The 25,553-nt window shown below is 47.0% G+C and carries 18 protein-coding genes; 11 read left to right on the top strand and 7 right to left on the bottom strand.

Features of this window, described 5'->3' with window-relative positions; genetic code table 11:
* The first annotated feature begins 45 nt into the window (after positions 1 to 45).
* The 5 genes from KJS65_RS00770 to KJS65_RS00750 all read left to right on the top strand — a co-directional run bounded on the left by KJS65_RS00770 (position 46) and on the right by KJS65_RS00750 (position 7,221).
* Positions 46 to 1,014 (top strand): ABC transporter permease, encoded by a 969-nt coding sequence (locus KJS65_RS00770; protein WP_213648161.1) that lies wholly within the window; start codon positions 46 to 48, stop codon positions 1,012 to 1,014.
* Positions 1,015 to 1,034: 20 nt separating this feature from the next.
* Positions 1,035 to 1,922: a carbohydrate ABC transporter permease gene (locus tag KJS65_RS00765; protein WP_213648160.1), complete on the top strand. Its 888-nt coding sequence runs from the start codon at positions 1,035 to 1,037 to the stop codon at positions 1,920 to 1,922.
* 67 nt (positions 1,923 to 1,989) lie between these two features.
* Positions 1,990 to 3,669, top strand: coding sequence for a type 2 periplasmic-binding domain-containing protein (locus tag KJS65_RS00760; protein ID WP_213648159.1), 1,680 nt, complete (start codon positions 1,990 to 1,992; stop codon positions 3,667 to 3,669).
* 98 nt (positions 3,670 to 3,767) lie between these two features.
* Positions 3,768 to 5,675 (top strand): sensor histidine kinase, encoded by a 1,908-nt coding sequence (locus tag KJS65_RS00755; RefSeq protein WP_213648158.1) that lies wholly within the window; start codon positions 3,768 to 3,770, stop codon positions 5,673 to 5,675.
* A gap of 1 nt (position 5,676) precedes the next feature.
* A complete protein-coding gene (locus tag KJS65_RS00750; protein WP_213648157.1) occupies positions 5,677 to 7,221 on the top strand; it encodes a response regulator in 1,545 nt (514 codons plus the stop codon).
* 86 nt (positions 7,222 to 7,307) lie between these two features.
* Here KJS65_RS00750 and pgmB read toward each other — a convergent pair whose 3' ends face one another.
* From pgmB to KJS65_RS00715, 7 genes are all read right to left on the bottom strand, one after another.
* Positions 7,308 to 7,976: a beta-phosphoglucomutase gene (pgmB, locus tag KJS65_RS00745; RefSeq protein WP_213648156.1), complete on the bottom strand. Its 669-nt coding sequence runs from the start codon at positions 7,974 to 7,976 to the stop codon at positions 7,308 to 7,310.
* Between the two features lie 38 nt (positions 7,977 to 8,014).
* Positions 8,015 to 10,216, bottom strand: coding sequence for an alpha-L-rhamnosidase-related protein (locus tag KJS65_RS00740; RefSeq protein WP_244864342.1), 2,202 nt, complete (start codon positions 10,214 to 10,216; stop codon positions 8,015 to 8,017).
* Positions 10,217 to 10,249: 33 nt separating this feature from the next.
* Positions 10,250 to 11,089, bottom strand: a complete 840-nt coding sequence (locus KJS65_RS00735) for a carbohydrate ABC transporter permease (RefSeq protein WP_213648155.1) — start codon at positions 11,087 to 11,089, stop codon at positions 10,250 to 10,252.
* Between the two features lie 14 nt (positions 11,090 to 11,103).
* Positions 11,104 to 12,000: a carbohydrate ABC transporter permease gene (locus KJS65_RS00730; protein WP_213648154.1), complete on the bottom strand. Its 897-nt coding sequence runs from the start codon at positions 11,998 to 12,000 to the stop codon at positions 11,104 to 11,106.
* A 107-nt stretch (positions 12,001 to 12,107) separates the two neighbouring features.
* Complete coding sequence (locus tag KJS65_RS00725; RefSeq protein WP_213648153.1) at positions 12,108 to 13,424, bottom strand: ABC transporter substrate-binding protein; 1,317 nt, start codon at positions 13,422 to 13,424, stop codon at positions 12,108 to 12,110.
* A 25-nt stretch (positions 13,425 to 13,449) separates the two neighbouring features.
* Positions 13,450 to 15,792: a glycoside hydrolase family 65 protein gene (locus KJS65_RS00720; protein WP_213648152.1), complete on the bottom strand. Its 2,343-nt coding sequence runs from the start codon at positions 15,790 to 15,792 to the stop codon at positions 13,450 to 13,452.
* Positions 15,793 to 15,899: 107 nt separating this feature from the next.
* A complete protein-coding gene (locus tag KJS65_RS00715; protein ID WP_213648151.1) occupies positions 15,900 to 16,910 on the bottom strand; it encodes a LacI family DNA-binding transcriptional regulator in 1,011 nt (336 codons plus the stop codon).
* Between the two features lie 196 nt (positions 16,911 to 17,106).
* Here KJS65_RS00715 and KJS65_RS00710 point away from each other — a divergent pair, with 196 nt between their 5' ends.
* From KJS65_RS00710 to KJS65_RS00685, 6 genes are all read left to right on the top strand, one after another.
* A complete protein-coding gene (locus tag KJS65_RS00710) occupies positions 17,107 to 18,714 on the top strand; it encodes a response regulator transcription factor (RefSeq protein WP_213648150.1) in 1,608 nt (535 codons plus the stop codon).
* A 5-nt stretch (positions 18,715 to 18,719) separates the two neighbouring features.
* The gene (locus KJS65_RS00705) at positions 18,720 to 20,522 is read left to right on the top strand and encodes a cache domain-containing sensor histidine kinase (protein ID WP_213648149.1); all 1,803 of its coding nucleotides are present in this window, start codon (positions 18,720 to 18,722) and stop codon (positions 20,520 to 20,522) included.
* A 6-nt stretch (positions 20,523 to 20,528) separates the two neighbouring features.
* Positions 20,529 to 21,512 carry a substrate-binding domain-containing protein gene (locus KJS65_RS00700; protein ID WP_213648148.1) on the top strand — a complete coding sequence of 328 codons (984 nt, stop codon included), beginning with the start codon at positions 20,529 to 20,531 and terminating at the stop codon, positions 21,510 to 21,512.
* Between the two features lie 43 nt (positions 21,513 to 21,555).
* Positions 21,556 to 22,857, top strand: a complete 1,302-nt coding sequence (locus KJS65_RS00695) for an extracellular solute-binding protein (RefSeq protein ID WP_213648147.1) — start codon at positions 21,556 to 21,558, stop codon at positions 22,855 to 22,857.
* 311 nt (positions 22,858 to 23,168) lie between these two features.
* A complete protein-coding gene (locus KJS65_RS00690; RefSeq protein ID WP_213648146.1) occupies positions 23,169 to 24,545 on the top strand; it encodes an ABC transporter substrate-binding protein in 1,377 nt (458 codons plus the stop codon).
* Positions 24,546 to 24,640: 95 nt separating this feature from the next.
* Positions 24,641 to 25,543 (top strand): carbohydrate ABC transporter permease, encoded by a 903-nt coding sequence (locus tag KJS65_RS00685; RefSeq protein WP_213648145.1) that lies wholly within the window; start codon positions 24,641 to 24,643, stop codon positions 25,541 to 25,543.
* The last annotated feature ends 10 nt before the right edge of the window (positions 25,544 to 25,553 follow it).

Below are 25,553 nucleotides of genomic sequence, written 5' to 3'. Positions count from 1 at the left end.
TTACAAAGCGGCGTTAGCATTATCCCACACAGGAGGATGAATCCCATGAGTGCCAAACTAGGCGCTGAGCTCACGCAGCCCCAACCCCATATCTCTGAAGGCAAACAGAGAACATTGCTGCGAAGGCTGCTCAATCAGAAATATTTGCAGGTGATGGCACTGCTCGGCGTCGCCTGGATCATTATTTTTAGTTACATACCCATGTACGGGGTCATTATCGCATTCAAACAGTACGTTATCACCCATTCCATATCTGATGCACCATGGGTAGGACTTGAAAACTTCAAAGCTTTTCTGGATGACGATGAACTGCCGAAAGTCATATGGAACACGCTCGGCATGAGTTTTTTTAAGCTTCTCATCGGATTTCCTCTTCCGATTCTGTTTGCACTGTTTCTGAATGAACTGAGGTCACTCCGTCTGAAGAAGGCGGTCCAGACGATCTCGTATCTGCCCCATTTTCTGTCCTGGGTTATTCTTGGCGGTATACTTGCTACTTGGCTCGCGGATGTCGGGATTATCAATCACATCCTCATGGGTCTCCACATCATCAAGGAGCCTATCAGTTATCTTGCAGAGCCCAGCTATTTCTGGAGCATCATTATTACCTCGGATATCTGGAAGGAGCTTGGATGGTCGGCGATCATCTATCTCGCAGCCATAGCCGGAGTGTCACCCGACCTGTATGAAGCAGCCACCATCGACGGTGCAGGGCGTTTTCAGAAAATGTGGTATGTGACTCTACCGGGCATCAAGGGAACGGTCTCGATTCTTTTCATCTTGGCAATCAGTGGCGTTCTGAATTCGAACTTCGACCAGATCCTGGTACTTCGCAACTCGCTAAATGAAAGCGCGAGCAATGTTATCGACATCTACGTGTATCAAACAGGCCTCGTGAACAGCAGATATTCCTATTCGGCGGCCGTCGGGTTAATCAAATCGCTCATTGCATTGGTACTGCTTCTGATCGCCAATTCTGTATCCAAAAAGTTAAATGAAACATCCCTATTCTGAGAAAAGGTGGTTGGAACCCCATGCTTAAACTGAATCGAAGAACCGCCGGGGATGCAACGTTTGATGCCATCAACGTGATTATCATGCTTGCGGTATGCTTTGTCACTCTCTACCCGATCTGGTATGTGCTGGTTAACTCCTTCAATGAAGGACAAGATGCCATGCGGGGTGGAATTTACTGGTGGCCGCGTGTATTCAGTATCGAGAGCTATCAAGCGGTATTCAAGAGCAGCGGTATTATGACAGCGATGGGTGTAACGGTTGCCAAGACGCTGCTGGGCACAGCCCTACATGTGTTTTTCACCGCCATGGTTGCCTACGCCTTCTCTCGTAGGGAGCTCGTTGGGCAGAAGGTGTATATCTTACTCGGTACAGTGACGCTGTTCTTCAACGGAGGCCTGATTCCTTATTATCTGCTCATCCGTGATTTGCATTTACTGGATAACTTCTTAGTCTATATCATCCCGGCTATGTTCAACTTTTTTGACCTAATCATATTCATGACATTCTTCCGGGAGATTCCAGATGGCCTGGAAGAGGCCGCAAGAATTGACGGTGCCAATGATTTGTCGATCTTTGTTCGTATTATTATTCCGGTATCCATGCCCGTAATCGCTACCATTGCCCTCTTTCACGGGGTATATCAATGGAACGATTACTTCACCGGCATGATTTATATCAATAATATGGACCTGCAGCCGATCCAGACGTATTTGTACCGGATCGTTGCCCAGTCCAGTTCGAATCAGATGGCCGCTGCGATGCCTGGCGGAATATCAAAAAACGTTACGTCGCAATCCATTAAGCTGGCTACCATGGTTGTTACGACCATGCCAATTGTTCTTGCCTATCCATTCCTGCAGAAATATTTTGTTAAAGGACTCATGATCGGTTCGATAAAAGGATAGGGATAAGGAATTTTTTACCTGGACGGTAACACAGGAATCACCAAATATATCAAGAGGGGTAAATAAGATGAGAAAAAGCTATTTCCGCAAAAGCAGCATACTGCTCGTTGCTTTCACACTGATGCTGTCGCTCGCCGCATGCGGCGGTTCTTCCAAGGATGAGCCCAAAGCGGCGGAGCAGCCGGAAAACAAAACCGAACCTGCAGCTGAAACGAAAACGGTATCAGCAGATGAGCCGGGCTGGAAGGCCGACACATCACCGATCACATTTGACTGGTATTTGAACTTCTCCTGGTTCGCCAACAAATGGGGTGTGGATCCGACCTCCCAATATGTTACGAAGAAAACCGGCGTCAATCTTAACTTTATCGTGCCTGCCGGCAACGAAAACGAGAAGCTGAACACTATGATCGCTTCCGGAAGTCTGCCTGACTTCATTACGCTCGGCTGGTGGGAAGACGGCGTGAAATCGATGATCGAAGGCGATCTGGTGCTCCCGCTGAATAAACTTGCGGATGAGTATGATCCTTACTTTATGAAGGTGGCCGATCCGGCCAAGATGTCTTGGTACAAACAGGATGACGGCAATACGTATGTTTATCCGAACTCTTCCTCTTCGCCAAAGGATTTCGAAAAATATTCGGGGGAATATCTGTCGAACCAAACATTCCTGGTCCGTAAGGATATGTATGAGGCGCTCGGCAAACCGGATATGCGCACGCCGGAAGGCTTCCTGAACGCGCTTAAAGCCGCGAAGGAAAAATTCCCTCAGGTGGAAGGCCAGCCGCTGATTCCATTCGGTCTGACCGAATTCGGCGACACGGGCAATGGCAGCCTTGAAGGCTATCTGCAGAACTTCCTGGCTATTCCGTATGAAAAAGACGGCAAGCTGTACGACCGCACGACCGATCCGGAATATATCCGTTGGCTGAAAACCTTCCGTCAGGCTAACGAGCAAGGCTTGCTCGCTAAGGATGTCTTTATCGACAAGCGTCCGCAAATGGAAGAAAAAATGGCCCAAGGACGCTACTTCGCCATGATGTACCAGCGCAGCGACCTGACGGCTCAGGAGAACGCTTTGTACGCGAAAGATCCAAATTCCGTTTACATCGCGGTTGACGGCCCTGCCAACTCGAAGCTGGATCCGCCTACCTTGGCTGGCCCTGGCATCTCCGGTTGGACGGTAACGCTGATCTCGAAAAAAGTAAAAGACAAAGCCAGAGCCATCAGCTTCCTGGAATACCTGATCAGTGAAGAAGGCCAAAAGGACCTCTTCCTCGGTGAAAAAGGCGTCAGCTATGACAACATTGACGGCAAAGACCAGTTTAAGCCTGAAGTGCTGGAGCTGCTGAACAAAGACCGCTCTGCTTTTGACAAAAAATACGGTTCCTCCCTCACCTTCTGGATGATGCAGGATACAAACATGATTTTGCAATGGCAGCCGCAAAGCGTCGAACCATTCAAGCAAATGGAAGACTGGACCAAAGGTAAAACGAAGAGCTTCTCCCAATACGATAATATTAATCCGACAGGCAATTCTGAGGAAGGCGTCGCCAGCAATAAAATTGCTCAAACCTGGGGTAAAACGCTGCCGAAGCTTCTGCTCAGCAAATCGGATGAAGAATTCGATAAAACCTTCAGTGATTTCCTCGAAAAGCGGGATAAAGCAGGCTTCGATAAAGTTGAAGCCTTCAAGCAAACCAAGTTTGAGGATAACGTAAACAAGCTTCAGGAGTTTCTGAAATAATTGGTTCACATTAAATATCATCCAAAAAGCCCCATTTTTGCGTGGGCTTTTTGGATTTTCGTCTTGTAATCCCAAATATTCTCCCGGATGTGATGATATTGCTCAGACGCTTACGCTCATTGGTACAGTATTTCATACAAAGGCTCGAGCATTATTCACTGCAGCAGCGCCTTTTTTTCTCCTATATCATCATCATTTTGATTCCGAGTATTGTGTTCTCACTGATTATTTTCAGGCAGCTGAATGAAAGCTTCACCAAAGAAGTGATGCGCAAAAGCGAAAGTTCGATCGAAATCGAGAAAACCAACATCAGGAACAATATGGAGACGATGGAACGGGCAGTGCAGTTGGTTCTTTCCGATCGTGATGTCATGTATTATCTCGACCGCTCAAGTGAGCCGGATACATCAGAGCTGATTGAGTTCAGCAATACTACCGTGAATAATATTTTGCGGCTCCAATTCAATAATCCGGATATTGAGCATATCCGCATTTTCTCGGATAATCCGTTCATCAGCGAGATTTGGCCGGTTTTTTTGAAAGAAAGCCGCGTTCAAATTGAGCCCTGGCATGAGGAGCTGAACCGTCTGGATGGGGCTGGTTTATGGCAAATTTCCGAGCGGGATAAGGAACCCATTCATAATCTCATTCTGGATGAAAAAGAATTCCGCCAGAAAATGTCCCTGCTTCGAGAACTTGAATATCCAAAAGGAAAACATGTGGGCTTGATTCAGATTGATATGCTGCTGACTAGTTTTTTTCCGAGTACCTATAAGATTCACGATAGCGATCAATCACAAATGCTCATTATGAATGACACCGGACGGTTGTATTACGCTGACGATCATCCCCTGCTCACCGTCACTGATCTTGCTGATGCGAAGCTTAATGAGAAGCTTTACCATACAGACGAGAAAACCTTGTCCCACTTTAAACTGAGCTTGTCCGGCAAGCCTTATCTCGTCGTTTATACGTACATAGACAGCATCCAGGCGTACGTGGTGCATATGACATCCATGCAGGCCGTGCTGGCTGAGCTGAATAACACACGCAATACCATTTTGCTCGTGAATGTAATCCTGATTGCGATCCTGTCTGTTTCCACCTTTTTTCTCAATTCACTGATTTTGAAAAAATTGCGGCAGCTGACGCTTTCCATGAAAAAAATCCGCCTCGGCGATTTCAACATCCAGCTCCCGGTGGGCGGGGGCAGCGAAGTCGGTGAGCTCACCCATCACTTCCGAAAAATGATCAACAAGATCAATGAATTAATTGCCGATGCGGTCAATAAGCAATCCGCTACGAAAGAAGCCGAGCTGAAAACACTGAAGAATCAGATCGATTCCCATTTTCTTTACAACACGCTGGAAAATATCAAAATGATGGCCGAGGTGGAAGATCAGCGGCCCATATCTGACGCATTGACCTCTCTTGGAAGCATGATGCGTTATAACCTGAGATGGAGCAGTGAATATGTGCGTTTGCGTGAGGAAATGAATCATATCCGCCATTATATTGCTTTGATGAACCTGCGTTTCGACCAGCGGATTTATTTCCATACGGAACTGCAGGAGCAGGATCTCGACCTTGAGGTTCTGAAAATGTCCCTGCAGCCAATCATTGAAAATGCGGTTAAACACGGCCTGCGCAGCAGTGCTTCAGGCAATGAAGATTTGAATATTTCGCTAAGAACCTGTGCCGTCAACCGGACACAGGTCATTGTCATTGAAGATGACGGAGCCGGAATGTCATCAGAGAAGACCATGCTGTTAAACAATAAAATCCGTTCCTTGGAGTCGGATGATCCGGTTACCTCATTGATTGAGACAAGTGCTTCTCCACACGGCATGCGTAGCGGCAACGGCATCGGCTTACGCAATGTTCACCAGAGGCTGCAGCTATTCTACGGCCATGAGTACGGCTTGTGGGTCGAGAGTGAGGAAGGAAAATACACGCGGGTTATGATGAAAATCCCCTACTTCAACTTGAATGGAGGCGTATCCTGATATGTACGGACTTCTAATTGTCGATGACGAGAGAAACATTCGAACAGGCCTGAAGGCCATGATTGAAAGAGAGTATCCATCCAAGTTCAGCATCAGGCTGGCCGCTGGTGGGTCAGAAGCGCTTGAACTGTATCGCGGGGAAAAGGCGGATATTATTATTACCGATATACGTATGCCAGGCATGGATGGCTTGGAGCTGATCCAGGAACTGAATCGTGAAACCTTGCCTCCGGCAGTCATGATTTTAAGCGGTTATGATGATTTTCAATATGCAAAAGAAGCTATCACGTATAAAGTCCGTGAATATTTGCTGAAACCTATTGTACGCGAAGAATTGCATCAGGCTTTAAACCGGATCACGGGTGAGTTGAAGCAGATTCAGGCTTTAAACCGTGAACGGGAGGAAATGAGTAAACACCGGGAAGAGCATGCTGCTGACCAGCTGAACTATATATTTCTTCATCCGGATCTTCCAGAGTTTGAAATTCAGCGCCGCTGTGCCAAAGCCGGTCTTCAACTCTTAAATCAGCCTTATTTCACAGCAATTATGAAGGGAGAGCAGCAGCACAACAATGCCTTGAAAAAGCTATGGTCTGAGTATTTTAACCGTGATCATTCCATCTGCTTCGAGGATAAGGATCAAAATCTAATCGTTATCACTTCCAATGAGGATGTTTTTCCCGCCTTCATTGAACATTTACATGACAAACGGCTCCTTGTCTGGATCGGTATCAGTGCAAAGACCGCAGGACCGGGACAGGTTAAATACAGCTATATTCAGGCGAAGCAGGCTCTAAAATATAAAATTCTGCAAACGAAGCCAGGCACAGCCCTGTTTTATTATTCGGATAATACCCACGATCTCTCCATACCGCACGAGCCTCCAGAGGAAGAGATCCGCAGGCTGGCCAATTTGCTGGGAACCGGAAGAAAGCAGGCAATCCAAGAACTGTGGCATGAGATTATGGATCTGCAGGAAATCAAACGTTACGACATCTCCTATCTCGAAAATCTCAGCCGCCTGCTCAACGAGCTCGTGTTTGACCAGGTGTTTACAAGCTACGGGGAAGCCTCGGTAGAAATTCTGAAGAGCTATAAAAAAATAGGCTATCTATATCACAACGAGACCATTAGCGGCTATATCCACGATGCGGAGGATCTGCTGCTGCGGCTGGACGGTTATATCAAAGACATTAAGGATGCACATATCGGGCATGCCGAAATGAAAGCAGCCATCGATTATATCGGGCAGAATTACGATAAGCCGCTCAACATGGCCACCGTCTCCAATCATGTGTCGCTGAATTACTCCTATTTTAGTGAAACCTTTAAGCATGTTACAGGAATGAGCTTTGTCCCTTATCTAAAAAAAGTTCGAATTGAAAAAGCCAAAAGCTTACTGGAAGAAACACACCGGAAGGTATATGAAATTGCGGAGCAGGTCGGGTTCGAGAATGTCAAGCAGTTCAATCGGGTATTCCGTGAGCTCGAAGGAATCTCTCCCATGGAATACCGTGAAAAAGTATGGCTTCATTCCTCGAATTGATTGAATGCTGTCCTACGGAGGTTAGATAGAGAAAACAAAAAGGCAGTCCCAAGTCAAATGTCTTGGGCTGCCTTTTCTTGATGGCTCTAGATCATATGGGCTGCAGCGAGCAGCCGCTGAAGAGTAAGCTCCTCTGTGGATTCAAATACGATATCGGCCCCGGACGGTCTGAGAATTCTGTCATCGCCAATTCCCACCGCATACATGCCGGCTGTTTTGATAGCCTCAATGCCAGCCTGGGAATCCTCAACCCCGATGCAAAATGACGGTTCGGCTCCTGCCTGCTCTGCACCCTTCAAGAAGATATCCGGTTTGGGTTTGCCGGGAACTCCGCTTGGATCTACAATGGAATGAAAATAAGTATTCAGCTTGAGTGCCTCCAGAATCAGCGGTGCATTTTTACTGGCTGACGCAATCACTGCGCAAACCTTGTTCTCCTGCAGTTCTTGAAGAAGCTCCTTAATCCCCGGGTAGGTATCTTCAGGCGTAAGGTTTGCCAAAAGAGATACATACTCCTCATTTTTCACCTGGGCAAGGCCTTCCTTCTCAGCTTGTGAATACTTCTGCTCCTGCTGCCCGTGAATCAAGATCCGCTCCAGTGACTGCATGCGCTCAATGCCTTTAAGCGACTCATTAAAATCACTGTCAATCTCTATTCCAATCCGCTCCGCCATCTGCCTCCATGCTGTAAAATGATATTTTGCCGTGTCGGTAATGACTCCATCCAGATCGAATAATACAGCCTGTAATTTCATTATTATGCCTCCTTGCTTGACTATCCAACTTCTAGGTTTTACAGTGTAATCGACAGCTGCTTCTCTTCCGATATATAAGTTTGACCATTCCACTCCAGAACAATCTTATATCCGGATGAATTGATAATATCCGCCCGTAATGTTCCCTGATTACTTAGCAGCATAACATCAACCGTGGCGTCTCCGATCCGCATATGTTTTAACGTGATTTTTTTGCCTTCCCATTCCGTTGGGATCAGCGGTGCTATATGCAGCGTACGCATATGTGCCATCGGCTTGATCCCTACGAAATGACGAATGAGCGGAACAGCCATCGCGTACACCGTCCAAGCCTGCACTGCACAGCCATAGTCCGGTGACATTTCGTTCATGGAACCTGGCAAAGCCTTGGAGAATGTGCCCATCATCCGCTGCAGCAAATCCAGAGCTGCATCCGCATTGCCATAAGCTGCCTCCGCGGCGGCATGCACTCCTGTTGAGATCGTCATGATCTCATTCCGGTATAACCCGGATAAATACGTGCCGTAATCTCCGATAAACTCACTGGTGCGCATCCGCTCCAGAGCACGTCTTCCCTTCTCTTTGTCAGCAATTCCCGTTTCCATCGGAGTCACGATGACCCAGTTTTTGTTGAGAAGCCAGCCGCGGTCAGCATTCTCATCTTCATGACCGCCGAGCAGCCCTTCCAAATACTCACGGTATCCGGAAATACCATGCTTTTCAGCGATACGGACCAGGTGATCCACCTTCGGAATGATATCCTTTTTCGGAGCGACCGCATCAGCGAACAGGCTTTCGCCTTCTATCCAGTACATATCGTTGATTGCTGTTTTCATCCGGTTTGCGAGTGCTTCATATTCATCAGCATTCCCTGTATCCCCGAGCGTCCGGCTCATTTGAGATAATGCCCCTGCTGCTTGTGCCGTATATACTGCGGAGTCAATCAACTCCATGTTAAGTCCGGAGATTTCGATGATGCCGTAGCCCGAAGGGAATAAATCCTGGTCTGGATCCATTTCTTGAAGCAGCCAGTCAAAACCTTTGACGCAAATCTGGTAATTTTCCTGTAAAAAGGCGATATCTCCGTTCCAGCAGAACATATCCCAGATCATGGCAATAAAATGAGCCGTTTCTTGCGTGTTTCCAGGATTCGCTACCGCACCCATCGTCGTAATTTCATGGACAATTCTCCCGTTGCCGTTGGTTTCCCAGGACATCCTGCGCAGAATATCCACGGTATCCTTCGCAAGCTGGAAATCCCCGATAGCCATCAGCCCTTGAATGGAATAAGAGTTGTCACAGCCAAACCACCATGGATAATGTGGTGAACCTGCGGTCAATCCCCTCCCAATAAAGTCCACACGCTGTACGAGCCACTGGGTGTTCCATTTTACCCAACTGAAAATATCATTGAGCCGACTCTTTCCCTCCACCTCAAAATGGGACATCGAGTCAACTTGCTCGTATTTCTCCATCTTTTCGGCGAACAACTGTTCATGGCTCTGCAAACGGGCATACGTGGCTTCACAATCATCCCTTGAGGTATAAGATCCGGCAATATAAACATAAAATGTGTACACCGTACCTGGTGCAAGTGTTATCTCTGATGTGATCGAAAGCCCCGTTCCTTTGCCTGCTGTCCATTCCGGTCCAATCAGATCATCCCCCGAGTTCAGCTGCTGCCCCGTAACGTCAGGCATATCTGCTCCAACCATAACGTACCAGTCATTTCCGCTGTCCTTAGCCATACCAGACCAATCGGATACCTCTACGAAGCTGTCCTTCTGCCCGTCCTGAATTCCGATTTCTTCCGAAAACCATACTGGCCGAAGATCGGTTCGGCAAAGCAGTTCAAGCTCAAGCTCCGTAGGCTGATCCGAATAATTATGAAGCTCGTAGCGCACGACCATGCCCTTTTCAAGCTCCGGTGCGAACTGGGTTCGTTTGATCGAGATCGGTATATGTCCAAGGCCATGGTCGTAGCGGAATTCACTGCCCCACGCGTAATTAATGAATTCATCGGCTTTCGTCCATACGGAAATATCACGTTTTTTATCTTTTACCCGAAGCCAGAAGCCGTCCAGCAGCTTGATCGGATGAAGCCAAATACCGCCCATTTCTCCTGCAAGATGATGCCCGAAATCCGGGAAATATCCATCCTGCGTCCCGATGGTTTTGATATATTCTCCTGACGTTAAATAAACCGGAAACGGATGTCTGCTGCTCACCTGCTTCATCATATTCCCCTCTTCTCTCCGTAATCATTTCACAGCCTATCCCTTCATGGCTGACGACAAGGAAATACCTTCAATAAAGTATTTCTGCAGGAAGAAAAATACGATAATGGCCGGGAGCATAATCAGCACCGTTGCCGCCATCAGCATATTCCATTCCACATTGTACAAGCCCTTGAACATGGATAATCCGAGTGCAAGTGTATACTTTGTATTCGTATTCAGATAAATGAGCGGCCCCTGGAAGTCATTCCACACTCCCATAAAGGTAAAGATGGAGACCGCAATCAGCGGAGGCTTGCTCAGCGGCAGCATTATCCGTGTGAAGATGCTCCATCGGGATGCCCCATCCATGAATGCCGCTTCGTCGAGGTCCTTAGGAATGCCGCGCATAAACTGACGGATCAGGAAGATGTTAAATGCCCCTCCACCAAAGAACGCCGGTATGATCAGCGGTAAGAAGGTATCCACCCAGCCAACTTCCTTGAACATGATAAACATCGGGATCATGGTGACCTGTCCCGGCAGCATCATTGTCGCAAGCAGGACCAGGAACAAAAACTTCTTTCCTCTAAATTTGAAACGAGCAAAACCGTAACCGCACAGCGCTGAAGAGAACACCGTTCCGATCATGACCGGAATGAGGATCAACAGTGTATTTTTCAGGAACAGAAAAAATGGAACGGCTGTAACCGCATTTTTATAGTTATCCCAGTGCCATACCTTCGGAATGAATGATTCCTGAAACACTTCCGCAGGTGATTTCAGCGAGGTAGACACCGTCCAGAGCAGTGGAACAAGAACAATCGCGGCCCCCGTAATCAATAGAAGAAGTGTTATGATCCGTGCCAGACTCCACTTATGATGTATGGTATGCATAGCGTTTCCCCTCCTTAATCTCGTTCATCATCGCCATTGTAGTAGACCCACATGGAAGAGCTGCGGATGACAATGAGGGTGAAGATCATGATGATAGCGAACAATATCCAGGATAATGCCGAAGCATAACCCATTTCATAGCTCACGAACGCCTTGTTGTACAAATACAGGTTATAAAAGAGAGTTGAATTCAGCGGCCCGCCGTTGGTCATAACAAAGGCCTGCGTAAAGTATTGAAACCCGCCGATAATCCCCATGATGAGGTTGAAAAAGATTGTCGGCGAAATCATTGGCACAGTTACGCTCATAAATCGCCGGATCGGACCCGCACCGTCGAGCTGAGCAGCCTCATACAGCTCATCCGGAACGCCTTGGAGACCGGACAAATATATGATAATGGTATTGCCTACGCCCCAAATTCCCATAACGATTAATGCCCCAAGCGCGTAGCTTGGATCCTGAAGCCATGCAGGCCCGTCGATGCCGAACCATTCCAGCGCACGGTTCAAGATGCCGTACTCCGGATTAAAGATCATGATCCACATCATGGAAACGGCCACGGCTGGGATAACGGAAGGCATAAAATAAATCATTCTGAAAATTTTCATACCCCGCGTGCGCATATTAAGCAGCAGTGCAATCAAAATAGAAACTACTTGATACAGCGGCACCGACACCAGTGCAAAGATAAACGTGACTTTAAGCGATTGATAGAATAGCTCGTCGTGAAAAATCGCTTTGAAATTATCCAGTCCTACAAACTCGATGGAGCCAATCCCCGTGATGATGTCCCACTTGCTGAAGGAGAGTACAAGAGAAAACAGCATTGGTCCTAGTGTAAAAATTAATAATCCGAGAAACCAAGGAAGAATGAATAAGTAGCCAGCTCTCTCTGATCGTGGATTTCGCATGGAGACCTCCTTGACTGTACAGATGCAGGAACGGTCCAGAAACGGACCGCCTCATCCAAAGTAGCGCAAAGGGTGAAACGGTTTTACCACCGCCTCACCCTGCCGCCCTATTTCTTAATTTTGCTATCTACTGTTTTAGCCGCTTCATCCAATGCATCCTTGACCGTGGATTTATCGAGCAGTACTTTTTCAATCGCTTTATTGAATTCTTCTGTGAAGATTGGAGCATTGGCTGAACGCATGGAGATCGGTTTTTTCGCATAATCCATCATTTCGATGACAGGTTTGTCGACGACTTCCTTGCTCTTCACCTGATCAAGCTCAGCAACGGTAGCAGGCAGCACTTGACCTTTTTCGGAACGGGCCTTCTGTGCTTCGGTGCCGGACAACCATTTCATCAGCTCAAAAGCTTCCTTCTTATGCTTGCCGTTGGCATTCATAGCCCAGCCGGCTGCTGCGATAATGCTGGCGCGGTCGCCTCCCTCGCCTGTAGGAATGAGAGCTGATCCGTATTGTACATCCGACTTATCGAGATCACCCTTAACCCAGCGTCCCGTAACCATCATGGCCAGCTTATCCGTCATGAACATGGAGGAATCTCCACCAAGCGTCTCGGTATCCTGCGGAGTTGGAGATACGCGGTCATCTCCCTTTGACAACGCCACATATTTCTCCATCGCTGCAACCGTTTTGTCACTGTTCATGAAGCCTTCCGCTTTCGTTCCATCCTCATTACCGATATCCGTACCGTTCAGCCACAGATAAATATAGATTGGATATTCCCATTTCGTCGCATTGAAGCCGAATTCCTTAACCTTGCCTTTATCGTCCTTCTTGGTCAGCTTCTTCGCCGCGCTGATCATATCATCCCAAGTCCATTTGGCATCTGGATAAGGAATTTTCGCCTCATCGAACATCCGCTTGTTATACCAGAGAGCAAGCGGGTTAAAGTCTTTTGGCAAATAGTAGAGCTTATCATTAATCTTGCCCATATTAATCAGATCGGGCTGGAAGATATCCGTCTTGAATGAACTGTCTGATTTCAAGTAATCGTCTAATGGCTCGACAACGCCCTTATCCACATATTTGAAGTAATCACCTTCGCCGATCAGGAAGACATCAGGTGCCTGACCTGCTGCGAGTGATGTTGTCAGCTTTGTTCCGTAACCATCACCTGGTACCGGCTCAAAGGTAACCTTGATATTGGGATGGGAGTCATTGAATTGGTCAGCCAGCTTTTTCTCTACTGAATCGGCTGTGAGCTCTCCCCAAGTCGTGAATTTCAGTTCAACGACTTTATCGGTACCCCCATCACTTTTTTCTTCCTTGCCAGAGCCGGTTTCTTTGGAAGTACCGGATGAACATGCGCTCAGCACCACGCTGAACATTAGAATAAATGCGAGACCTGCAGACCATTTTTTCATAAAAATTGACCTCCCTGAATGATAATTAAATGTGTATCATTTCAAATTGCAGCTGCCCGGTAAAACTCATTTTTTTTCCATAGATGACAAGGTGTACTTCGTCTGTGCAATCGGTCTTGATCTCTAGTTGATCCTTCGTGATGATACACTCCAGCTTTGATCCCTTCCAATACAGTGGGAAGGCGAGTCGATGCCATGATTCAGGCATTCTCGGATGAAAGTGAAGCTCTCCATCCAGCATTCGGACACCGGCAAATCCCATAACAACGCATTGCCAAATCCCGCCGAGCGAAGCGGCATGAACGCCAGCATCTGATGAGTGCTCATGCGGTCCCAAATCGATTTCGGTAGCCCTGCGGAAAAGCTCGTATGCCAATCTTTTATCATCGAAATCACTTGCCAGAATACTGTGTGTTGAAAAGGATAATGAGGAATCATGCAGCGTTTTGGGTTCGTAATAATTATAATTCGCCCGCTTCAGCTCCGGTGCGAACCGGTTCTCCAGAAGATAAAACAACATCAGAATGTCAGCCTGCTTGGATACCTGCATTTCATTAACCTGATCAAGACTGTAGTCCTGAAATAACGATCCGACCTTGCTCTGCGATTTATACGGTGCCAGATCAAGAAGCTGCTTCTGCAGATAGGTATCATCCTGAGCAATGATTCCCCGTTCATCCGGCTTCGGGAGGTAAATGGCATCCGCCTTCTCCTTCCATTCCTGTGAGGAATGTGCCAGATTGAGTATGGTATCCAAGCGACTAAGCAGCTCTGGATTGCGGGTCTTCAGCTCATCATAATAGTGGAGCGCAAGCTGCATATTAAAATGCGCCATATAATTTGTAAACGCATTGTTGTCCACATGCTCCTTGTATTCATCCGGACCGATAACCTCGTTGATCTCATATCTGGAAGCCTCTTCATTCCATTCCAAACGGCTGGCCCAGAAGGTAGCCGTATCGAAGATCATCTCGTAACCGCATTCATCCATGAAACTCTGATCCCCGCTAGCCTGATAGTAATGCCATACTGCATACGCAATATCAGATGTGATATGCTGCTCGATAAAACCTGACCATATCTTGGTCTGTTTACCTGTAACGATATCTACAGCACCCCATACCGGTGTCACTTCTCCATCGCTTGGCCAGGCCACTTCCCAAGGATACATCGCTCCTTCAAATCCGTTCTCCTTTGCCTTCCTTCTCGCACCCTCAAGACCAAGATATCTGTATTCCAGCAGCGATCTTGCAATCTTGGGCTCACTATAAATAAAGAATGGAAGGATAAAGATCTCGGTGTCCCAGAAGGAATGCCCTTTATATCCTTCGCCGCTGAGCCCCTTGGCTCCGATTCCCATGCGGTGATCATGTACGGGAGTCATCACCATCAAATGATAAATGGCGAATCTGAGGGCCAGCAAATCAAAGCGGTTGGCGGAATCAATCTCAAAGCTGTATCTGTCCCATATTGCCGCCCATTCCTGCTGATGCTGTTCGAACAACCTGTCATAGCCCGCTGCTTCTGCCTGCTTAAGCGCTTCCAGTGAACAGCTGCGAAGACTTTCGAGATTTGCAGATGCATGGGAATCCGAGTCGCGGCTGGTATGAACCTGGACCAGTTTATGCATCTCAAGTGTCTGCCCGGCCTTCAGCTCCATGGTGTACGCCATTTCCATCTTGCGGCGTTCAATCTCCATTTGCGGCTCCAGATCAACATGACATCCGTCAATCCAGAACTGATGCAGGGCACTTAGAACAAAATCAACCTTGGATTCCGTCGTCGTCTGAACCAGCTGGAGATATTTTTTGTTAAATATGCGCTTTTCGCCTTCATGAAAATGCTGGCTGCCCGAATTGCTCATCTGTGCGTTAATACCAGATGCCAGGCGGAGCGTTATGCCTTCATCCAGCGGTGTGACCTGAAGCTTTATTCCGATCAGATGAAGATCATGCTTTGAGACAAAACGCCTGAACTCAAATTGGATTCTCTTCCCCTCATCACTCCTCCATACGAAGGCACGGGTCAGCTCGGCATCACGCAGATTCAGTGTGCGGTTATAATCGGTAACATTTCCGGTCTCCAGGGAGAACCGCTGCCCGTCAATGAACAGCTCCACCTGCGTCACATCTGCTGCATTCGGAAGCTCCGTCACCTCCAGTTCATCAAATCTGTTGAACGTTCCGTTCACGAACAAATTCCGGGTTGCCCCTATATAGGCTTCCTCTGTTGCCGAACGAAGGCCCATATATCCATTGCCAAGGGACATGACCGATTCACATTTGCCTTGAGCCAGTGAATTAAATTCCGTCTCCGTAAAGCTCCACTGCTCCATTTCGGACCTCTGTATGGCATTGTAGCTAAGCATGTGTCTCAACTCCTGTCTGTGTCTAAAGCCTTGATCCCATTGAGTCGAAATCGATTTCGAACTCCTTAAAAAAATATTCACTCATTCTGAAAGCGCTTCCGGTGAGATTATAGCATCGCCACAGATTCCCTGTCAACCAGTTGAAATGAAATTTTCTGATGCCGCCCTGCTTCCTTCTTTTCAAGAATACGAATGACCTGCTCGAAAGCCATAAAAGCCATGTGTTGAAAATCCTGATGAATGGTTGTGAGCCTTGGAGTTGTGTAGCTGGATAAAACGATGTCATCGAAGCCGACGATAGACAGTTTCTCAGGAACATGAATATTAAGTTCGCGGCACCTGCTCATAAATCCGATCGCCATCAAATCACTGGCAAAAAAAACAGCCGTCATCTCCGGATGGGCCTGCAGATAGGTTTCAGTCAATTCATAAGCATATTCCTCGGTATAATCACCATTCACGACAAGAGACGGATCGTAAGCTATGCCACTTTGCTCCAATGCTTGGCGGTAGCCTTCCTGACGTTCCTTACTTACAACTGCATAGTTGTGTCCGTTCACCATACCGATATGGCGGTGACCATGGTTGACCAAATGCTTTACAGCGCATTTTGCCGCTTCAACGTTATCGGTCATTATGGAGCCAGTATGTGTCCCGGTAATATCCGCATCAATAACGACGCAAGGAAAATTGCTGTCCACGATTTCCAGAAAATACGGATCTGTCGTCTTTAACCCGGTAATGACGGCTCCTGATACCTTATGCTCTTTGCAGAACTGCCAGTAGGATTTATCCTGCTGTTCAGACAAGCTGCGGGTGTAGAGCAATACTTCATAATTGTAATGTGACGCCGCCTCAAAGATCCCCGTCATCATCTTGAACAAAACGCCGTCTTTGCCGTTGGAATACTCAAAATTCGAGAATATAAGTGCAATGGATTTTGTTACCTTTTGCTTCAGGTTTTTGGCCAGCATATTCGGAGAATAATTCAGCTCCTCAACGGCCCTCAGCACTTTCTTCCTTGTCTCTTCACTTACATCGGTATACCCGTTTAATGCTTTGGATACGACAGTAGTCGATACATTCGCAAGCTTCGCCACATCTTTAATGGTTGTCATGATGTTCACCTCCTGTATTCAGTATTTGTGCATTGATCACATATTCACATATTAAATCATAGTGCCGATATCCTGTCAAAATCGAAAATGCAAGCGGGATGTACCTGAGAAATCCAGTATTCACAAATCTCCTTTTAAAGTATAATTATTCCATATGAAGCCTTACGAAATCGCAAATAGACAAGGGGGGACACCGATGTATAAGGTTTTTATCGTCGATGATGAAGCGGTTGTCCGGGATGGGTTAAAAAGAACGATTAACTGGCAGGAGCATGGCTTTGAGCTCATCGGAGACTATGCCAACGGCCGCGAGGCACTTGAGATGATGGAGCATACGGTACCTGATGTGATCATATCCGACATTTCCATGCCGTTTATGGACGGGCTGGAGCTGGCTTCCGCCGTGTCGAGGAAATATCCATATGTGAAGATGATTATTCTTACCGGCTTTGATGAGTTTGAATATGCACAGCAGGCCATCCGGCTCAAGGTGTCCGATTTCATTTTGAAACCGATTACGGCTCATGAAATGAGAGATTTACTGCATAAGGTCAAGCGCGAAATGGACGAGGTAGCCCAGCAGCATGAGGACTTAAGCCGTCTGTACCATCAGCTGAAACAAAGCCTTCCACTGCTTAAGGAGCGCTTTTTGGAGCGGCTTGTCGTGAATGGCCTCAGGACTTCAGAGATCGATGAACGGTTTCAATATTTCGGTCTTGCCCCGCTTTCTCCGCTTCAGCTCGTGATGGTGGCAGATATCGATGATTTCGGCACGCGCACCATCCGGACCGATACCGGACATGATACCGAAATTCTCCGCTACGCGGCATTTAATGTTTTGGAGGAAATAGCCATCCGTGAAAATTTGCTGCTTTTTCGGACACGTGAGGAACGGCTGGTTTTGGTATTCTCCGGTGAGACAGAGGAAAGCGCTCTCTACGAGCAAGCCTATCATATTGCTGAAGAAGCCCGGTTTTATATCGATAAATTTTTAAAATTCACCGTCAGTATCGGCGTCGGGCAAGCCTGCAGGTCGGCTGAGGAGCTTCCTCTTTCATATCGAAGCGCCCTTTCTGCGCTGGACTACCGTTTTTTGCTTGGCAAAAACCGCGTGCTCAGCATTTTGGATTTTGAAGGAAAGCCGGCATTTGAGAACCATTCCCGGCGCGATTGGGACCGGCAATTGGCCTCCGTAGTCAAGACTGGCTCCGTCCAGGAGGTTCATCAGCTCATTCATGAATTTGTGGCGGATCTTAAAGAAAGCATGGTACCGCTCGACTCCTGTCTTTTGCATATTCAGAAGGTGATCCTTTCATTGATGAATACGACACAGGAGCTGGGTCTTGAGGGCAGCCGCCAGATCCACCTGACTGATGTGTATAAATACAAGACTTTGGACGAAATTGAAGTTTGGCTTGAAGAGACGGTCTCCTCCGTCATGACATCCATCGCGGATAACCGCAACCACTATACCCTGACACAAATCCGCAAAGCGGTTGAATATATCGAGACCCATTATGCTGAAGAAAAAATGTCGCTGCAGGATCTGTGCCGCCATGTGTTGATGAGTACCAGCTATTTCAGTCTGGTGTTCAAGCAGCATACCGGCGAAACCTTTGTCGAATATCTGACCCGGATTCGGATGGAGAAGGCTAAGGAAATGCTCCAACACACAACCATGAAGTTTTACGAAATTGCCGGGAAGGTCGGCTACGGGGACCCGAATTACTTCAGCATCCTGTTCAAAAAGCATGCCGGCATGACGCCAAGGGAATACCGCGACCGGCACTCCAAGGAGATCTGAGCCTGATGTCCAAATATAAAAAGCGAGACTCCTTCATTCCCTTTCTGCCGTTCAAGAGCATTCAGTCGAGCATTTTTTTCACGTTCTCCTGTCTTATTCTGGTTACGGTCATGGTTATCAGTTTGAACAGCTATCATTTATCCGTTGATGCGGTTGAAACAAATTCCCAAAGCTACGTGCAGGAAATTATCAAGCAGGTTAATTCCAATATTCAATCCTATATCGACAACATGGAAAATATCAGTATTCTGGCGATGACCAACAAAGACGTCAAATATTATATTTCAAACAACAGCTTTATCAGCAAAAGCGACCGCAGGCCTTACGAGAAACGGATCTCGGACTTATTCCAGGCCATCCTCTACTCGCGCAAGGATATCTCGGCTATTATGGTTTTCGGTTATAACGGCTTTTCCGTTTCGGATCGAAGGATCACCCTCCTCAATCCGTACACTAAGCTCGAAGAGCAGACCTGGTACAAGGAAGCGAAGAGCAAGGGCGGCCAATCGGTCATTTCTCCTCCGCATGTCCAGAACATTATCCAAAATGAGTACCGCTGGGTCGTATCCCTGAGCCGGGAGCTGAAAAGCACGGACGGGATCCGTGGTGAAGGTATCTTTCTCGTCGATTTGAACCTCAGCATCATCAACGACATCTGCAACCAGATTAACATGGGCAAAAAGGGTTATGTCTTTATCGTCGACAACAACGGCAATATTGTATATCATCCGCAGCAGCAGCTAATATACAGTAATTTACGGTCTGAACAGATTTCAGAGGCGGCTGCGGCCAAGAGCGGCACCTCTTTTACCGTCGATGATGATAAGGGCAAACGCATTTATTCTGTCCAAGACACGAATTTCGGCTGGAAAATTGTTGGCGTCGCTTATACGGAAGACTTGATTGCCAATGAAGGCACGATCCGTAACTCGATTGTAATGTATGCCATTATCGGTATCCTTTTTTCACTTTTATTATCACTGTTCCTATCGTACCGCATGTCCAAGCCTTTGCGGATCTTGCAGCGTGATATGAAGAAGGTTGAACGAGGCAATTTCGATGTCCGGACCAATATTGAACCCATTAACGAAATCGGCCAGCTCGGGCGTTCCTTCAATTTGATGCTCGCGCAGATCAAGAATTTGATGCAGGAGATCATCAACAATCAGGAAAGCAAAAGAAAAAGCGAGCTTATGCTCCTCCAATCTCAGATCAATCCCCATTTCCTGTATAATACACTCGACTCAATCATCTGGATGGGCGAACAGAAAAAGAATGAGGAAGTCGTACTGATGACTTCTGCTTTGGCAAAGCTTTTCCGGGCAAGCATTACCAAGGATAAGGAGCTTGTGCCCATCCGGGTGGAAGTGGAGCATATCACCAACTATCTTTTGATTCAGAAAATCAGGTATGACGAGCAGCTTGAATACGAGATCGATATTTCTGAAGATATTATGCATTACAAGACCCTGAAAATCCTTCTGCAGCCATTTGTGGAAAACGCGATTTACCATGGCGTGCGCAATAAGCCGGAACCGGGTAAAATTACGATCCGCGGGCGCGAGAACGATCAGGTCATCATTTTCGAAGTTGAGGATGATGGCATGGGCATGACTCCGGAGCAGCTGGAAGGCATCTGGACGGTACATGACAAAGAGCACAGAACGAAGACGACAAGCGGAATCGGAATTGGTAACGTGAACGAGCGGGTCAAGCTGTTCTTTGGCAGCATGTATGGTATTCAAATCCAGAGCGAGCCGGAAGAAGGTACGACTGTGACCATCACCATTCCGAAAATAAAGGAGTAGCAGCCTATGCGAATACAACGTGCCACTCTACTCATGACCATCATTTTTATTGCATCTGTTGTGTATATCATTTTGTACTTCAAGCTGTTTATCCCGACTCCGGAGCAGGAACGCAATATCACGGTGATCCTTAAGGAGCATAATATCCGTTCGGATTTTTGGCAGACCGTAAGTGCCGGGGCCGAAGCGGCTGCCAAGGTATCCGGAGCAGAAATTACGATTACCGGCCCGCTGCAGGAAACCGATATCGAAGCACAAATCAGACTTCTGGAAGATGTTCTGGAGCAAAAACCGCAGGCTGTGGTGATCGCACCGATCAATGATGACCGGGTCACAACGGAATTAAATAAGATTCAAGAGGCCAAAATACCGCTGGTCATCATTGATACACCGGTTAGTCTGGACTCCACCCCGGCCATAGTTTCTAATGACCATATTGCTGCAGGCATGCAGGCAGGCAAAGTGACGCTAGAGCAGACCGAAAACCATCCTAAATCGGTCATTATCAGTGATTTCGTCACTTCAGGTGTGTCCAAGGAAAGGGAGAAAGGTGTCCATAAGGCTCTTCTTCCCTATTCTGAAAGCGTATACGGAACTTATTACTGCTCCGATTCAGAGGAACGCGCCTATCTGATTGCCAAAATGATTATGAAAGATCATAGTGATCTGAACGCGATTATCGCCCTGAACGAATCGGCGGCACTTGGAGCGGCCAAGGCCATTAAAGATGCCAATAAGACCGGTCTTGTCAAGCTCATCGGCTTCGATACCTCCGTATATGAGATCCGCCTGCTGGAGGAAGAGACGATGAATGCAACCATTGTGCAGCAGCCATTCAACATCGGTTATTTGGGTGTACAGACCGTGCTCGATCTACTGGACGGCAAAAAGGTCAAGCCGGTAACCTACACGAACTCGATCGTTGTCACGAAAGAAAATATGTATTCTCAGGAAAATCAAAAGCTGTTATTCCCTTTTATCGATAAATAACCATCATCATCTATTGATCCTAAAAGAAAGGTGTGAGAGCAAGATGAACATCCGCCTGCTAACCAGCCTGGCAAAGTTATCCTTCTCCCTCTTGGTCATACCACCGCTGCTCCTCTCCTGCTCCAGCACGGATCAAGCTAAGCAAACCGTGAAGCCAAAGGAGGATCCGCCGGCGCTTATTAACTTCGTGGCATCGGAATACAGCTCGCAAACCAGACCGCTGCTCGAAAATCTGGTACAGGACTTCATGCTTAAAAATCCGGATATTGTCATTAACCTTCAGGTTGCGAACTGGGATATTCTCGATATCATCTATACCACCATGATCAGCAAAAATCAGCCGCCGGACCTCCTCAATACGAATGTATACACTCATTTTGCCAATGACGGTCTGCTGAATGACATGGATGATATCATCTCACCCGAGCTGAAGAAAAAGTTCTACCCGGATTTGATGAAGCTCGATAACTGGAACGGAAAGCAATACGCCATTCCTTACGTGTCTTCGACCCGAAAGCTGTATTACAATAAGGAACTCTTCCGTGAAGCGGGCATTGCCTCATCTCCAAAAACATGGTCCGAGCTTAAAGTGGATGCCGGCAAAATCAAAAAGACCGGCAAGGCCCGTGGCTTTGGGGTGGATTTGACCGACAATGAAATCCAGGCCTATCTCTCATACTTTTTCCTCGGCGCGGGCGGCGGCTGGATCAAGGACGGGAAGTGGACCATCAATTCACCTGAAAATGTGGAAGGACTGACTTTCCTAAGGGACATGTATGTTCAAGGCTTAACCGATTCCGATCCAACAGTGACCACCCGGGATGAGAAGCAGCGCGTGCTTGGTGACGGGAAGCTTGGGATGATGATATCGGGCAATTATTTCAATTTGGTTGTTCCCCGTGAGTTTCCGGATTTAGAATACGATAAAGGACCGATCCCCGTAAAGGATGGGGTCAAGCCGATTAATTTTGGTGTCCAAGACACGTTGGTTTCCTTCAAAACCGATCATACGAACAAGCAGGCTCTTTCCAAATTTCTGGACTATTTGTACTCCAGCCCGATCTATGAGGAAATTATCCAGCAAGAAGGCTTCTTGCCTGTAACTCAGCTTACGGGCGAGCGTTTGGGATCAGCCAACGTGGACATGAAGGCAGATTTGGCCGCTTTGCGAAGCGCGAGCTACTATCCAATCCAACAGCCCGAATGGCAAGCCGTGATGGATACGGCACGGAAAATGGGAGATGCGGTTCTCCATGATCATGTTTCGCCCCAACAGGCGCTGGATCAGCTTCAGAAGTTTGCCGAAGAGGAGCAACAGGAGATTAAAAGCCATCATCGGCAGTAAAAAAAGCATCTATCGACGCGTTCTTCATACGCTGCATTCTTTATGAAATCTCTAAAAGAGCCGGACAAACGTCCTGCTCTTTTTTCGTGTTCTTACGAGCTTTTTTCAGTACCCCTTCTATTTTGGATTGTCCCGAATAAGCTATGGGTAGATTTATACGGAAAATTTTCGAGAAAAGAAAATAACAAAGAATTCGTGGAAGAATTTCGATGGAGCCGCACGTCCCATCTCACTATGATAAATGTAGGCGCTGTAATTCAAGACAGTAGACAAATATAGCGTTGAACATTATCTAAGGGAGGTTAGCCTTTATGGTGTCAAAAACAAAATTGGCTGCGCTGGGTATTGCGGCTTTACTGGCCGTAGCTCCACTTGCAGGCTGCGGAAGTTCCAAAGACGAAGCTACCAAACAACCGGAACCCGCAAAATCGGAAGAACCGGCTAAAACAACGGATGAAGGAACCAAAACAGCAACAGACGACGGCGCGAAGAAACTGACAGGCGACTTTGAAATCCAGTACTTTGTTGGCGGTTACGGTGACAAATGGTGGAAGAAAGTCATCGCTGATTTCCAAGCTGCAAACCCGGATCTGAAGATCAAAGAAAGCGGCGGCCCTAAAATCAACGATCAAATGAAGCCCCGCTGGGTTGGAGGCAATCCGCCGGATTTCGTATACATCGACGGACCTAACTTGAACGACCGCCAAATGGTTGAAGACGGACAGCTCGAAGATCTGACCGACTGGCTGAAGGATGCCAAAAATATCGATGGTGAGAAAATCACAGATATTCTGGCACAACCTGCTCAGGAGTTTGACGGTAAAGTGTATGATATCCCTCTCGTACTGAACTCTTGGGGCGTATTTTGGGATAAGGCACTCTTTCAAGAAAAAGGATGGGAAGAGCCAACCGACTGGCAGTCCTTCCTGGCTGTGAGCGATAAGATCAAAGCTGCCGGAACGACACCTTTCATCCATACGGGTAAATATCCTTATTACATCAACGGTGCTATTTTGTATCCGGCTATCGTTTCTGCTAATAACAACGATATTTCAATCCTTCAAGATATGGCTGCTTCTAAGGTCGAAGCGTTCCAACAACCAGCCGTACTGACAGCATTGAAAAAAATCGTGGAGCTTCGCGATAAAGGATTCATTGACAAAGCTTCCATCCAAATCAACCATACGGATTCCCAAATGCTGTTCCTGCAGCATAAAGACGCTTTCATTCCAAACGGCCTCTGGCTGCCAAACGAAATGGCTAAAGACATTCCTGGCGGGTTCTCCTTCGGCTTCATTCCTTCGGTTACTCAAGATGCCGGCGGTAAAGTCGTTGCGAACACTTCCACAGCTAACGTAGCTATTGCGAAAAATGCGAAAAACAAAGATGCAGCAAAAGCATTCTTACAATTCGTATTCTCCAAAGCTCAAGCTTCCCAATGGGCAGAGCTTAGCGGCGCTCCTTCCAACATCAAAGGCGATATCAGTGCTTCCAACGCGCCTAGCCATGTTAAAGACGCAGCTAAATACCTGACCGATGCTAACACTGTCGTTGTACCTGCCATCACGTTCAACGCCGACGTTGATAAAGCAATGCAAGATGCTACCGACGCTTTGACTATCAGCAAAATCACCCCGGAACAATGGGTTGAACGTGTAGTAGAAGTAGCAAAAAAAGCAGCTAAATAATCATAAATAGCTACAGACGATAGAGACGGAGGATGACGAGGATATACTCTTCGGTCATCCTCCTTAAATTATTTTGGAAAGGCAGGTTTAACCGGATGAAATTGGGAACAACCAAGTGGCAGCGTAACCTGTTTATCGCAACCTTCATACTTCCTACGTTTCTGTTCTTCTGCGTGTTTACGATATATCCCGTTGCACAGGCGATGTATTATTCCTTGTTTGACTGGTCCGGATCGTCGGATAATAAAACGTTTATCGGTTTGGACAACTTTAAAGAAATGATTCACGACCCCATTGTATGGAACGCGATGGGCAATGATTACTTCCTCGTCATTGGGAAAATTATCGGCATTATGATTCTGGCAACCTTTTTTGCTGTAGCATTGACCCGGTTTCGCTTTAAGCTTTCGAATTTTTTTCGGTCCATCTTTTTTATTCCGAATGTTATTTCCGTTGTCGTTATCGGCGTACTTTGGAACTTCATTTATAACCCGCAGATCGGATTTTTGAATTCTTTCCTCTCCTTGTTCACGAAGGATAAGGTAGACATTACTTGGCTCGGCTTCACGAATCATACGATTTGGATGCTGCTGCCACCGGCCATCTGGGCCGGGATCGGCTTTTATATGATTCTCCTGATCGCGGCGATTCAAAGCATTCCGGAATCCTATTATGAGGCATCGGGTCTGGAAGGCGCAGGTCAATGGACACAGTTCCGTTACATCACCCTGCCGCTGATCTGGGAGCAAATGAAAGTATCTATTTTGAATATTATGATGACAACGCTAAACGGATCCTTTGTCATCGTTTTAATTATGACAAATGGCGGACCCGACAATTCGACACAGGTCATGGGTTCCTACTTATATCAAATGGCGTTTAGCCAGTACCACTTCGGTTATGGTGCGGCCATCGGCGTATTGATATTGATCGCTTCACTCATTACAACCGTTATCATGCAAAAATTAATGCATCAGGAAACTATTGAGGTCAGCTGATTTCCAAATG

The organism is Paenibacillus sp. J23TS9 (genome assembly GCF_018403225.1).
Lineage (GTDB): Bacteria > Bacillota > Bacilli > Paenibacillales > Paenibacillaceae > Paenibacillus_AQ.
This window is presented reverse-complemented; position numbering and strand designations above follow the sequence as displayed.